Source organism: Streptomyces sp. Edi2 (genome assembly GCF_040253635.1).
In the GTDB taxonomy this organism is placed as follows: domain Bacteria; phylum Actinomycetota; class Actinomycetes; order Streptomycetales; family Streptomycetaceae; genus Streptomyces.
This window is the reverse complement of the sequence record NZ_JBEJGX010000003.1, coordinates 2,630,763-2,642,821: the sequence shown is the minus strand read 5'-3', so window position 1 is coordinate 2,642,821 and position 12,059 is coordinate 2,630,763. Positions and strand designations below refer to the sequence as shown.

The window sequence follows — 12,059 nt, the reverse complement described above, 5'->3', positions numbered from 1 at the left end:
GGTGGGGAGGGCGCGGTGGCCCCTGGTGGTGTCGTGGCAGGAGATCGGAGAGCAGGCTGCATGTCCGTAAGACGTCTGAACCACGCGGTGCTTTACGTCCGTGATGTGGCCCGGTCGGTTGCTTTCTATACCGAGGCTCTGGGGCTCACGGTGGGGATGGAGGTGCCGGGACAGGCCGCTTTTCTTCGCGCTCCCGGCTCACTCAACGATCATGATTTGGCGCTGTTCTCGGTGGGGGTGGAGGCACCGGGGCCCGAGGCCGGGCGGGTCGGGCTCTACCACCTGGCCTGGGAGATCGGCACGCTCGGCGAGCTGGTCGCGGCCCATGCGCAGCTCGTCGAGCGGGGCGCGCTGGTGGGGTCGAGTGATCACCTCGTCGCCAAGTCGCTGTACGCCAAGGACCCGGACGGCAACGAGTTCGAGGTGATGTGGCGGGTCCCGCGGGAGGACTGGCCGGGACCGGACCAGCCGGAGCGGCTGCGCCCCCTCGATCTGGCGGAGGCGCTGCAGCGCTGGGGGCCGGATCTGGCGACGGGGGCGGCAGCCGGTTCGGCCACCTGAGGGGAGCCAGGGGGGCGGTGTCCCGGCGCCCATTCGGGCGCTGGGGACTTCTGCGGGGCGTGGGGCTCACGCGCCTCAGGAGTCCGGCGTGGCACACTCCGTCGGCCCCGTCGGCCCCGTCGGCCCCGTCGGCCCCGTCGGCCCCGTCGGCCCCGTCGGCCCCGTCGGCCCCGCCTGCTCCGCGGGCTGGGTTCGCCCGGCCAGCTCCGCGCGCTCTGCCCGCTCCGCCCAGCGCTTCTCGACGCCGGTCAGTCGCCAGTACGCCAGCGCCGCGGCCCACACCACCACGAACAGGCCGACGATGAGGAAGCCGACGTTGTCGAGGTCGAGGCCGGAAATCCAGCCGGTCAGCGGGTCGTTGAGGGCAAGCTTCTCGTGCAGCACGGTGACCAGCTCGATCGTGCCGATGAAGAAGGCGACCGCGATCGACAGGCCGGTGATGGTGAGGTTGTAGTAGACCTTGCGCACCGGGTTGGAGAACGCCCACTGGTAGGCGAAGTTCATGAAGGTGCCGTCGAGGGTGTCGAACAGGCTCATGCCGGCGGCGAAGAGCAGCGGCAGGCACAGCACGGCGTACCAGGGCAGGCCGGCCGCGGCGCCGCTGCCCGCCATCACCATCAGCGTCACTTCGGTCGCGGTGTCGAAGCCGAGTCCGAAGAGGAAGCCGAGCGGGAACATCTGGCCGGGGCGGGAGATCGAGCGGGTGAACCGTCCCAGGAAGCGGTTCATGAAGCCGCGCGCATCGAGGCGCTGCTCCAGCTCGGCCTCGTCGTAGTGGCCGTTGCGCATACCGCGGAAGACCCGCCAGATCCCGGCCAGCGCGATCAGGTTGAGGGCGGCGATGAGGTAGAGAAAGCTCCCCGAGATCGTGGTACCGATCGTGCCGAGGATCTGGTGCGTACGGGACTCGTCGTTGAGCAAGGTGCCCGCCAGCTGGGCGCCGCCCGCCACCAGGGCCGCCATCGCGACGACCACGCTGGAGTGGCCCAGGGCGAACCAGAAGCCGACCGAGACCGGCCGCTTGCCGTCGGCCATCAGCTTGCGGGTGGTGTTGTCGATGGCGGCGATGTGGTCGGCGTCGAAGGCGTGCCGCATCCCGAGGGTGTAGGCGGTGACACCGAGTCCCACGCCGAAGACCTGGCTGCCCACGGCGTAGTGATGCGGCACCACGAGCAGGAAGAGCACGCCGAAGGCGATGACGTGCAGACCGGCTATGACGGCCATCAGGCCCGCGGTGCGGACGGTGTCCTGCCGGCGCCAGCGGAACGCCGCGGAGGCAGGGGTGGTACGGGTATCGGTGGACAGGGCCATCCGGCGGTCACGCTCCAGCACCTCGTGGATCACTTCGTGAGATGCCGTGGCCGGTCTCCTGGCTTACGGGTGCGCGCGCCCGCCCCGCCTTCCCGGCCGCGGTCGCGGTCAGTGGCGCCGCAGACGCGCCGTGCGTCTGCGGAAGGGGCGGAAACTCCCCGATCACAGTGGCGAGGGCCGCTCCGGTCTGGGACCCAAAGGTCCGTCACCGGCTTCCCGAACACCACGGCCCGGTCACTCTAGCTGCCACGGGGTGGTCGCTGCCGCCCCGGTCGTTCTTTCGCGCCGACGGCCCCGGGGGCGTGGCCCGCGGCGGTGCAGCAGACCTCAGCAGTCCGCACGGCCTCAGCAGCCCTCAATAGTCCAGGGACGAGAGGAAGGCGTGGAGTTCGCGGTCGAAGAGTGCGGTGTTCTCCAGGTTGACCATATGTGCCGCGCCCGGTATCCGGACTCTTCGGGCGCCGGGAACGGTCAGGGTGATCGCATGGGCGTTGGCGGAGATGTCCCTGCTGTCGAGGTCGCCGTCGAACACGACGGTGGGCACCCGTATCTCGTCCAGGCGGTCGGCGGCGCCGGCCTCAAGGGCCATACCGGCACCCGCACCCTCGGCATGTACCTCCACATTGGCCTCGGCCGAGGCGCGCATCCGCTCACGGAAGCCCGGGTGCACCGTGGAGGGCGCGCGGTGCGGTCCGTCCACCCACATCCGCAGGAAGTGCTCGACATAGCGTTCCGCGCCGTCCGGTGCGCCGATCGCCGCCACCTGCTCCTTGATGTGCTCCAGGAGGAAGGGGTCGGTGAAGGCGCGGCCGCTGATGCCGGGGGAGGCGAGTGCGAGGGCCGTCACCCGCTCCGGGCGGGCTATGGCGGTGTCGAGCGCGACCCGCGCGCCATGGGAGAGGCCGACGAGGACGGCGCCGGGAACATCGAGCGTGTCCAGCAGGGCGCACAGATCGTCGTGGTTCGCGTAGTCCCCGGTCACGGTGGAGGACAGGCCATGGCCGCGGAAGTCGTAACGGATCGCGCGCAGGCCGGAGTTCACCAGCCAGGCGAACTGCTCGTCCCACATGTGCTGGTCGAGCATGCCGCCGTGGAGCAGCACCACCGCGGGGCCCGAGCCGGCCGTTTCGTAGAACAGCTCACCGTCGTCGACCGGCACGAGCCCGTTGTCGATCTCGGACCAGTCGGTGATTCCTCGGGTCATCTTGCGGGCCGTCCTTTGTGTACCGGATGCGATGAGGTGGGCGTGATGCCATTGTCGTCGCTCTTGCCGGTGGTGCCGCAACTGCCGGTTTCCTCCGGTGTCACGCGTGAGCCGTCCGCCAGCTGCCGGAACTCCTCGCCGAGCCGGTCCAGTACGTGCAGCGCGGTACGGACGTCCTCGGCGGACAGGTCGGCCAGCCGTTGCCTCAGCGCCGCTGCCTCGGATTCCCGGACGTCGCGTATCGCTTCCGTGCCCTCGTCGGTGAGCCGGATCAGGGACGAGCGGCGGTGCGCGGGGTTCGGGGCGGTCACGACCAGGCCCAGCTCCAAGGCGTGGTTCACCCAGCGCTGCACCGGCTGCCGGTCGAGCCCCATCCCGCGCGCCAACTGCGGAACGGTGCGCGGGCCTTCAGTGCGCAGTGCGTCCAGCAGCGCGTGTTCGCCGGCGGTCATGCCCGTGCCCGCCAGTTCGTGTTCCACCGCGCGGACGACCGTGCGGTGCAGCGGCCACAGGCGCCGGATGACGCCGTACAGCAGGTCTTCGGTGGGCGACGGTTCTCCGCCGCCGGCGTCTTTCGCCACTCCGGCACGCTTCTCCTCGCTGACACTCATGATGTCATGATGACATCGCTGATGTCGTTTGGGAAGGGGGCTGTCGCGGAAAGGAATGGAGAAGGCGGCGGGCGCGAGGGGGCTCGTGCGGCCGGTCGACGGGAGAAGAGACGAGGAAAGACGAGGAAAGGGGATGGCGGATGAAGGTTGGTCTGTTGCGTGCGGTGGGGGTGGCCACGGCCGTGTACGGGGTGGCGGTGGCGGCGCTGCCCGATCTGCTGGCTCGGCCCTCGGGGCTGGTCGACACCAAAGGGCGGACCGCGCCGGCGACCCGCACCGCGCTGCGCCCGCTGGCCTGGCGGGACACGGCGAGCGGGCTGGCGATGGTGCTGGCTCCGGAAGGGCCGGCCCTGCGCACCGCCGCGTATGTGCGGATCGCTGCGGACTTCGGGGACGCCGTCCTGCTCGGTGCGACGCTGCCGGGGCGCGGCCGGAAGCTGTCGGCGGTGGCGGTGTCCGTCGGGTGGGGTGCGCTGTCGGTGGCCGGGCTGCTCGCCGACCGGCGGCGGTGGGGGAGCGGGGTCATGCGCTCGGTGGAGGTGGGGCCTCTCCGGGTGCGAAGGTGATGACGAGGTCGGCGCGGTCCCGGGTGGCCGCCACCACACGGGCGTTGGCCTCGTCCGAGGTGCGTACGAACCGCTCGGCGTCGGCGCGCGGACGCCCGAACCGCTCATGCCGGCCGACCAGCCGCCGGATCCGTTCCGGGGTCTCCAGCTCCACGTACCAGACCTCGTCGAGCAATGCCCGGACCCGCGGCCACGGGGCGGAGTCGAGGAGGAGGTAGTTGCCCTCGGTGACGACGAGGGGGATATGCGGCGCCACGGGGATGCTGCCGGCCACCGGCTCCTCGATACGGCGGTCGAACGCCGGGGCGTAGACGGCGGTGTCCGGCTCCGGGGAGCGCAGGCGCGCCAGCAGCGCGGCGTAGCCGGCCGGGTCGAAGGTGTCCGGCGCGCCCTTGCGGTCCGTACGGCCCAGGCGGCGCAGCTCCGCCTCGGCGAGGTGGAAGCCGTCCATCGGGACGAGCGCCGCCTGACCGGCCAGCTCCGCCACGAGGTGGGCGGCGAGGGTGGACTTGCCGGCGCCGGGCGGGCCGGCGATGCCGAGCAGCCGTCGTCGGCCGGGGGCCGCGGAGGCGGCGAGCCGGCGGGCGCGGGAGAGGAGGAGCCGGGGATCCATGGTGCGTCCATCGTGCCTGACGAGGTGCGATCCCGGTGTCTGACGGGGTGGCCCCAGGTGCCTGACGGCGGGGTGCGCTTCTCGTGCCCGGGACGGGGTGCCGATTCGGGCTTGCGGTTGCCGCCGCGTCAACTCCTACGGTCATCAGTGGGGCCGGAGAGACCGGCCCGGCGAGGGGAGTCACGGCAATGGCCTGGTCGATCGCGGAAGTGGCCCGGATGTCCGGGGTGACGTCCCGGACGCTGCGGCATTACGACGAGGTCGGTCTGCTGCCGCCTGCGTGGATCGGAAGTAACGGGCACCGCTACTACGAGGAGGCGGACCTGCTGCGGTTGCAGCAGATCCTGCTGATGCGGGAGTTGGACCTGGGGCTGCGGGAGATCCAGGCGGTTCTGGACAGCCAGGTTGACCAAGTGGCCGTACTGCGTGAGCACCACCGGCGCCTGCTGAAGGAACGGGACCGGCTGGAGACGCTGGTCCGCACGGTCGGGCGGACCCTCGCCGAACTGGAGGAAGGCAAGGACAACGACATGGCAAGGATCAACAGGCCGGAGAACCTGTTCGAGGGCTTCGAGGCCTCGGCCGGAGACGAGGCCGAGGCCGAGGCGCGCGAACGGTGGCCGGAGCACTGGGAGCAGGCCCGGCAGGCCAGAGAGGCCATGACCGCCGAGGACCAGGAGCGGTGGCAGCGTGAGGTGACGGCGCAGATGATCCGCACAGCGGAGTTCATGGTCGCCGGCACACCGGTTGCCGATGCCGCGGTGCAAGCCGAGATGCACGCCCACTACCAGGGCATCTGCCGGTTCTGGACCCCGAACGCGGTCGCCTACAAGGGGTTGGCCCAGACCTACGTCGACGACCCGCAGATGCGGGCGAACTACGACTCGATCGCCGAGGGGCTGGCCGTCTACCAGCAGCAGGCGATGGTCGTCTACGCCGAGGCCCGGCTGAGCTGAGCCGGCCGGGCTGACCGGGCCGGCCGACGGTTCTCACTGCCGGGGGGCTGCAGACCCCCGGCGGCAAGCAGCTCGCTCTCGCTCCCCCCGGTCGGAACATGCGAGCCGGCGGGGGCGGGCCTCCTAGGAGCTACCGGACGCACCCCGGTCCGCGGTGCCCAGGCGCCACAGGGAAGTGACCTCGGCCGCGCGGGCCACATGGAGGGGGTCGGAGGTGTCGCGGGCACGCGGATGGCGCGGGGTGATGTCGTGCCGGCCCAGGATCGTCAGGCCGGCCTTGGTGAAGGCGTCCAGCAGCTCGTCGTGCGTGCGCAGGCCGAGGTGTTCGGCCAGGTCGGAGAGGATCAGCCAGCCCTCGCCGTCCGGTGTCAGATGGTCCGCCAGACCGCTCAGGAAGCCGTACAGCATCCGGTTTCCCGGGTCGTACACCGCGTACTCGACGGGTGAGGTCGGCTTCGCGGGCACCCATGGGGGGTTGCAGACGATCAGCGGGGCGCGGCCGGCCGGGAACAGATCGGCCTCGACCACCTCCACCTGTCCGGCGACGCCCAGCCGTTCGGTGTTCTCACGGGCACAGGCCAGCGCACGCGGGTCCTGGTCGGTGGCCACGACCCGGCGGACGCCGCGCCGGGCGAGGACCGAGGCCAGTACGCCGGTACCGGTGCCGATGTCGAACGCCAGCTCTTCGCCGGGCAGCGGAGCCTCGGCCACCAGGTCGACGTACTCGCCGCGGGCCGGGGAGAAGACGCCGTAGTGCGGATGGATGCGGTCGCCGCCGAGCGCCGGGATCTCGACGCCTTTCCTGCGCCATTCGTTGGCGCCGATGAGACCGAGGAGTTCGCGCAGCGAGACGAGCGAGGCGGTCGGATCCGAGCCCTCGGTGGTGTCCCCGGTCTCCCCGGAGGTTTCCCCGGTGGTCTCGCCTGCGTTCTTCCCGGCGGCCTCTCCGGTGGCGGACTCGACGGGACCGTACGCCCTGGTGCAGGCCTCGCGGACATCGGGGGCGCGGTGCAGCGGGACGGCGAGGGTCGCATCGAGCGGGACCAGCAGCATGCCCAGGATGCGGGCGCGGTGGTTCTGCGCGGCGCGGTGCAGATGGAAGGCCTGGGTGACATCGGCGGGCGGTGCCTTGCGGGGGCGGCGGTCGATGCGGCGGGCCAGCGCCGTCAGCAGCTGGCGGGCGTTGTGGAAGTCGCCGCGCCACAGCAGGGCGGTGCCCTCGCAGGCGGATCTGTAGGCGTCGTCGGCCTTCGTCCGGTCGTCCGCGATGACGACGCGGCGCGGTGGCGGGGTGCCGTTCTCGGAGCGCCAACGGGCGGAACGGGGCTGGTCGGCCTCGGTCCATTCGACGACCGGCGGTTGGTTCACCGAAGTGTGCCTCGTGTGTGTGGTGGGGGCCCGTCCCAAGGGTGCCGCTGTGGTGGCGCCGGTCCGGCGCCGGGGGAGCGGCAGGCGCTCGCGGAAGACGGTGGGCGGGGTGGTGACGGTCGACTTTACTCCGTATCGGTCTCGCGCCCTGCCCCCTGCCCGGCGTCGGCAGCGCACAGCCGGCCTCGGCAGCGCGCGGCCGGTGTCCGCAGTGCACGGCCGACGGCGGGCAACGCGGGCCCGGGTAGGGCAGGGCAGAGTAGTGACGGGGCGGGCAGGGCCTGGGGCAGGCGATGCAGGGGGGCAGGGCAGGGGTCAGGTGATGCCGAACGCCGTGGCGTAGCGCACCGTGCCGCGCGGGGGCGGGGAGCCGTCCAGGGACAGTGCCATGAAGGCATCGTCCGGCCAGGGCTGCGGGGGCAGGATGCCGAACCGGGTGGCGGCCGGGGCGAATCCGAAGCGTGGGTAATACGGCGGATGGCCGAGCACGATCGCGGTCTGCTCGCCGGCTTCCCGCGCCGCCCGAAGGAGCGCCCTGATCACCGCGCCGCCCGCACCGCGCTTCTGGTACCCGGGCAGCACCGCGCAGGGGCGAGTGCCACGGCGGGGACGTCGTCGACATGACAGCGCGTCAGCAGCGCATGGGCGACGGGGGTGCCGTCCGGTGCCTCGGTGACGAAGGACAGCCCCGGCAGCCAGGCCGCCGGGTCGCGGCGCAACGCGTCGACGAGGTCCGCCTCACCGGCCGTCTCGAAGGCGGCGAGGTTGATCCGGCGGACGGCCGGTATGTCCCGGGCGGTTTCGGGGCGGGGACGCCAGGTGCCGCGGGCCGGGGTGCGGGGGGCCGCGGCGCCGGGAGGGGTGCCGCCGGGGGCGGTGCCGCCAGGGGTGAGTGAGCCGTCGCTGTCGTGGGTGCCGCTCATGCGCTCCATCGTCGCACCGGGGTCTGACAGCGGGCCAAGGGATTCCGTGCCGGTGGCCGGTGGCCGGTGGCCGGTGGCCCGTGGCCGGTGGCCCGTGGGCGACAGGCGGTGGTCGGCGGGCGACGGAGCGGTGGCCGGCGGCCGGTGGTCGGCGGACGGCCGGCGCCGGCTGGTGGCCCCCGCGGGCAGCCGAGGCCCCGGGGCCCGGGCCTGCCGGTCGCCACGGTCCCCGTCAGTCGGCGGCAGCGTGGTCCGGACGGCGCATCAGGTAGGCGGCCGCGGAGCCGGCGGCGAAGAGGGCCAGCACGGAGAGGGCAGTGCTCACCCAGGATGTGCCGAGCCATTGCCCGCCGAAGTAGCCGAGGCTGACGCTGTAGGCGGCCCAGGCGAGGGAGGCCAGCGCGGACCAGGGGAGGAATTCGCGGACCGTACGGTGCGCAACTCCGGCACCGAGGCTGACCACCGAGCGTCCGGCGGGTGCGAAGCGGGCCAGCACGACGATGCCGCCGCCGCCTCGCGTCAGCGCCGTGCCGAGACGTTTCTGCGCCGCCGTCAGGCGGCGGGAGCGGCCGATGGCGCGGTCGAAGCGGTCGCCGCCGCGCCAGGCGAGCCGGTAGGCGGCCATGTCGCCGAGCACCGAGGCGCTGGCCGCGCACAACATCAGGGAGAAGATCTCGGCCGGGTGGCTGCCGGCGTGGACGGACGAGGTGACCTCGGCACCGCCCACCGCCGCCGCGGTGCCGGTGCCGGCGGCCGTGGTGGCCGCGGCGATCACCAGGAATCCGCTGGGCAGTATCGGCACGAACACATCGAGAACGATCGAGAGACTGACGATCACATACACCCAAGGGGTGCCGCTGAGGGACCCCAGCTTTTCCAGCAACGCCCTGCTCCCGGTCCGAACCCCGCCGCGACGTCGCTCGGTGCGGCAGGGGCGGCCCTACAGCCATACAGCGTACGCCTGGGCCTCGCGGGCGCCGGGCCCGGGTGCACGGCGCAGCGCCCGCGGGCGTACGGGGGAGGTGCCGCGCGGCGCGTACGAGGGGCGGGCTCCGTGTACGGGGGAGATGCCGGGCGCCGCGCACGGCGGAGATGTCGCACGGCCCGTACAGCGGCGATGCCGTACGGGCCGTGTGAAGGGGCGGGGCCGGTGGTGCGCCGGGCCCCGCCGGCGCGCGTGGGTCAGGCGGCGGAAGGCTCCTGGCGCGCGGTCGAAGCCTGCTCCTGCCGGCCCTCGCCGAAGAAGACCCGGTCGAGTGCCCACGTCCCGGGGCCGGAGAAGAAGATCAGCAGGAAGGCCCAGCAGAACATCGCGGCGGCCTCACCGCCGTTCTGTATCGGCCACAGCGCCGAGCCCTGGTGCATGGAGAAGTACGCGTACGCCATCGAGCCGGAGCTGATGAACGCCGCGGGGCGGGTGCCCAGGCCGAGCATCACGAGGATGCCGCCCGCCAGCTGGATCACGGCGGCGTACCAGCCCGGCCAGGTGCCGGTGGGGATGGTGCCGCCCTGGCCCATGGCGCCACCGAGGACGCCGAAGAGGGAGGACGCGCCGTGGCAGGCGAAGAGCAGCCCGACGACGATGCGGAAGAGCGCGTGCACGTGCGGGGCTGATCTCTGGATGAGCGAGGGCAGGGGTGCGGACATGTGGGGACTCCTACGGTTTCTGGGGACGAGGTAACCGTCGGAGACAGAGGTTAGGGACACCTAAGCAGTACTTGCAAGTTCAACTTCTGGCCGAATCGGACCTTGGGCCGGAAACCGCCGAGCCGGCCACCGTGGCCGCGCGCGTTCCCGGCCCGCTTCCCGTTTCCGGCCTGCTTCCCGTCCCCGGCCTGCTTCCCGTCTCCGGCCCCGTCGCGGCCATCCGTGCCCCCGTCGCCGCACCCGTCATCACAGCCCGCAGCGCCGCCCGTGCCACGGCGTCCGTGTCGGCCAATGTGACCGACCCCACCCCTGGACGGGCCCCCGCCGCCGTCACCCAGTGCACCCCCTCCGTGGGTACCCCGACCGCGAAGCGCCGCGGGTGGCGTGCGCCGTCCGCCGCGATGAGGTGGTACGGGCTCGGCGACACATCGAGGCCGCCCGTTTCGTAGCCGTCCGCGGTGTGCGGCCGGCAGCCGCCCTCGGCCAGCAGCCGGGCCAGCAGCGGGTCCGCGGTGTGCCGCAGATCCGGTTCCGGCAGCCGCGCCTCGATCAGCGCCGTCGCCGTCACCTCCGAGCCCGCGACATCCGGCGAATGGGCCGTGAAACCGGGCCCGCGGCCGTCGGCGCCGCCGAGCCGGACGGTCATCCGGGGGCCAATCACCTCCAGCACCCCCGCCTCGATCAGCGCGGTCATCTCCTCGATCCGGCGCCGCGGCGGTCCGATGGACAAGAAGGCGTTCAGCGGGGTGTACCAGCGGTCCAGGTGCCGGTGACGGGAGGCACCGGCCAGCCCGCCGTGGTCGACGATCTGCCGCAGCTCGTTGCGCAGGTCCCGCAGCACGTCGAGGGCCGCCTTGAGCGGGCCGGACACATTGTCCTGGCGGGCGTGCGCGATGTCCTGGCGCAGGTGTCCCAGCAGCCACTCCCGGAACGCGGCCCGGTCGGCGAACGACCGCTCCGCGTGCGGCCGGGCGATCCGGTCCCAGTCCCAGCGTTCGGCCGGGGCGATCCCGAAGGCGTCCAGGACGTCGGCCTCGTCGGTGCCGCGGTGTGCGCTGCTCAGGAAGCGCTCCCGGAAGCGCTCCAGGAAGCGGTGGCCCGGCTCACCGCCGGCGCCGTCCGCGCTGCCCGCACTTCCTGCCCCGCCGCCCGCACCGCGCCGCCTCAGCAGCGCCTCGTAGTAGACCGCCTCCACCTCCTTGGCCACCAGGGGCCAGACCTCCGTCAGGAAGTCGGGCAGATCGCCGGAGTCCGCGCGCTTGCGGAAGGCCGCTATCACGTCCGGCGTCAGCAGCAGCGGCAGATGACGGCCGTGTGCGCCCTTCGCGTTGTCGCCGCGTGCGTGGTACGGGATGCCGCGGCGGGAGCCCGCGTACAGCCGGGGCTCGCGGCCGGACGGCAGATAGGTCAGCGCCCCGTCGGCACCGTCCACGAACCGCCCGCCGCGGGCCGTGGTCAGCAGCGCCATGTGATCGAAGAAGTTGAGGCCGAGACCGCGCAGCAGTACCGGGCGGCCCGGGGCCAGTGCCGCCAGAGGGGCGGAGAGGTCGGCGGGGTTGGCGGGCGGGAGGTAGTGCAGGCCGTGCCCGGCGGCGTAGCCGGCCAGGCGTCGTTGCTCCGGGCCGGCCGCGGCCGGCAGATGGCCCTGGGCGAGCACGACCGCCCCCAGCCCGTGCAGCGTCCGGCCGTCGTCGAGGGCGAGCGACTGCGAGCCGTCGGGGGTCTCGGCCAGGTGCACCGCGCGGGACCGGTGCACCACCACCGTCACCCCGTCGGGAGCGGTGCGCACGGTACGGCCGAAGACCCACTCCAGATAGCGGCCGTACAGCGCACGCCCCGGATAGTCGTCCGGGCCGACCTCGCAGCCCTCCCAGGCGTACAGGCTCGGCCCGGTACGTATCGGACCCGCGCACTCGACGCTGTCGTCGGTGAACAGCGTGACCTGTGAGGCCACGGTGTTCATCAGCAGCTCGGGGGGCTGGGCGGTGCGCCACACCTGGCCGGCGCCGGGCGGGGCGGGGTCGATGACATGGACCGTCAGCCGGGCGCCCGGGGCCAGTTCGGCGGCCGAGGCGCAGATCCGCTCCAGCACGCTCGTCCCGCGCGGCCCCGCACCGACGAGGGCGAGAGCGGGTCGTGGTTGGCAGTCGGCGAGATGGTCGGCGGCCAAAAGGGGCTCTCCCTGGGGCGGCGGACGGCCGGCGCGCGGGCGCGGCCGCCCGAGAGTGCGGGCGACGGGCAAAGGTGCGCCCCATCATCACCGCCCGATCCGCCGTTGCGGCACCCGGGGTGAGCAAAG

The 12,059-nt window shown here is 72.9% G+C and carries 11 protein-coding genes, 1 pseudogene and 1 riboswitch; of the genes and pseudogenes, 3 read left to right on the top strand and 9 right to left on the bottom strand.

The window, feature by feature from the left end:
• The first annotated feature begins 60 nt into the window (after window positions 1–60).
• Window positions 61–561 (top strand): VOC family protein, encoded by a 501-nt coding sequence (locus ABR737_RS15030; RefSeq protein WP_350250686.1) that lies wholly within the window; start codon window positions 61–63, stop codon window positions 559–561.
• 75 nt (window positions 562–636) lie between these two features.
• On the opposite strand, the gene nicT is transcribed toward ABR737_RS15030, so the two are convergent.
• The 3 genes from nicT to ABR737_RS15015 all read right to left on the bottom strand — a co-directional run bounded on the left by nicT (window position 637) and on the right by ABR737_RS15015 (window position 3,687).
• Window positions 637–1,905: a Nickel transporter NicT gene (gene nicT, locus ABR737_RS15025; protein WP_502964323.1), complete on the bottom strand. Its 1,269-nt coding sequence runs from the start codon at window positions 1,903–1,905 to the stop codon at window positions 637–639.
• Window positions 1,904–2,115, bottom strand: a riboswitch (cobalamin riboswitch). It overlaps the preceding gene by 2 nt.
• 112 nt (window positions 2,116–2,227) lie before the next feature.
• Window positions 2,228–3,076 carry an alpha/beta fold hydrolase gene (locus ABR737_RS15020; protein WP_350250685.1) on the bottom strand — a complete coding sequence of 283 codons (849 nt, stop codon included), beginning with the start codon at window positions 3,074–3,076 and terminating at the stop codon, window positions 2,228–2,230.
• Window positions 3,073–3,687 carry a MarR family winged helix-turn-helix transcriptional regulator gene (locus tag ABR737_RS15015; protein ID WP_350250684.1) on the bottom strand — a complete coding sequence of 205 codons (615 nt, stop codon included), beginning with the start codon at window positions 3,685–3,687 and terminating at the stop codon, window positions 3,073–3,075. The genes ABR737_RS15020 and ABR737_RS15015 overlap by 4 nt, the downstream gene beginning before the upstream one ends.
• Before the next feature lie 140 nt (window positions 3,688–3,827).
• Between ABR737_RS15015 and ABR737_RS15010 the strand changes: the two genes are divergently transcribed.
• On the top strand, window positions 3,828–4,253 hold the full coding sequence (locus tag ABR737_RS15010; protein ID WP_350250683.1) for a hypothetical protein: 426 nt from the start codon (window positions 3,828–3,830) through the stop codon (window positions 4,251–4,253).
• On the opposite strand, the gene ABR737_RS15005 is transcribed toward ABR737_RS15010, so the two are convergent.
• A complete protein-coding gene (locus ABR737_RS15005) occupies window positions 4,210–4,866 on the bottom strand; it encodes a nucleoside/nucleotide kinase family protein (protein ID WP_350250682.1) in 657 nt (218 codons plus the stop codon). The genes ABR737_RS15010 and ABR737_RS15005 overlap by 44 nt on opposite strands.
• 188 nt (window positions 4,867–5,054) lie before the next feature.
• Here ABR737_RS15005 and ABR737_RS15000 point away from each other — a divergent pair, with 188 nt between their 5' ends.
• Window positions 5,055–5,822, top strand: a complete 768-nt coding sequence (locus ABR737_RS15000) for a MerR family transcriptional regulator (protein ID WP_350250681.1) — start codon at window positions 5,055–5,057, stop codon at window positions 5,820–5,822.
• 123 nt (window positions 5,823–5,945) lie between these two features.
• Here ABR737_RS15000 and ABR737_RS14995 read toward each other — a convergent pair whose 3' ends face one another.
• From ABR737_RS14995 to ABR737_RS14975, 5 genes and pseudogenes are all read right to left on the bottom strand, one after another.
• Window positions 5,946–7,190: a methyltransferase gene (locus ABR737_RS14995; protein ID WP_350250680.1), complete on the bottom strand. Its 1,245-nt coding sequence runs from the start codon at window positions 7,188–7,190 to the stop codon at window positions 5,946–5,948.
• Between the two features lie 315 nt (window positions 7,191–7,505).
• Window positions 7,506–8,113 (bottom strand): annotated as a pseudogene (locus tag ABR737_RS14990) (GNAT family N-acetyltransferase).
• 232 nt (window positions 8,114–8,345) lie between these two features.
• On the bottom strand, window positions 8,346–8,996 hold the full coding sequence (locus tag ABR737_RS14985; RefSeq protein WP_350250679.1) for a DedA family protein: 651 nt from the start codon (window positions 8,994–8,996) through the stop codon (window positions 8,346–8,348).
• A 299-nt stretch (window positions 8,997–9,295) separates the two neighbouring features.
• A complete protein-coding gene (locus tag ABR737_RS14980) occupies window positions 9,296–9,760 on the bottom strand; it encodes a DoxX family protein (protein WP_350250678.1) in 465 nt (154 codons plus the stop codon).
• Window positions 9,761–9,839: 79 nt separating this feature from the next.
• A complete protein-coding gene (locus ABR737_RS14975) occupies window positions 9,840–11,930 on the bottom strand; it encodes an FAD/NAD(P)-binding protein (RefSeq protein ID WP_350250677.1) in 2,091 nt (696 codons plus the stop codon).
• Between the last annotated feature and the right edge of the window lie 129 nt (window positions 11,931–12,059).

Excerpts from the sequence above, each read along its gene's own strand:
- ABR737_RS15020 (WP_350250685.1), bottom strand. The coding sequence starts at position 3,076 with ATGACCCGAGGAATCACCGACTGGTCCGAGATCGACAACGGGCTCGTG.
- ABR737_RS15030 (WP_350250686.1), top strand. The coding sequence starts at position 61 with ATGTCCGTAAGACGTCTGAACCACGCGGTGCTTTACGTCCGTGATGTG.
- ABR737_RS15000 (WP_350250681.1), top strand. The coding sequence starts at position 5,055 with ATGGCCTGGTCGATCGCGGAAGTGGCCCGGATGTCCGGGGTGACGTCC.
- ABR737_RS14980 (WP_350250678.1), bottom strand. The coding sequence starts at position 9,760 with ATGTCCGCACCCCTGCCCTCGCTCATCCAGAGATCAGCCCCGCACGTG.
- ABR737_RS15005 (WP_350250682.1), bottom strand. The coding sequence starts at position 4,866 with ATGGATCCCCGGCTCCTCCTCTCCCGCGCCCGCCGGCTCGCCGCCTCC.
- ABR737_RS15015 (WP_350250684.1), bottom strand. The coding sequence starts at position 3,687 with ATGAGTGTCAGCGAGGAGAAGCGTGCCGGAGTGGCGAAAGACGCCGGC.
- ABR737_RS15010 (WP_350250683.1), top strand. The coding sequence starts at position 3,828 with ATGAAGGTTGGTCTGTTGCGTGCGGTGGGGGTGGCCACGGCCGTGTAC.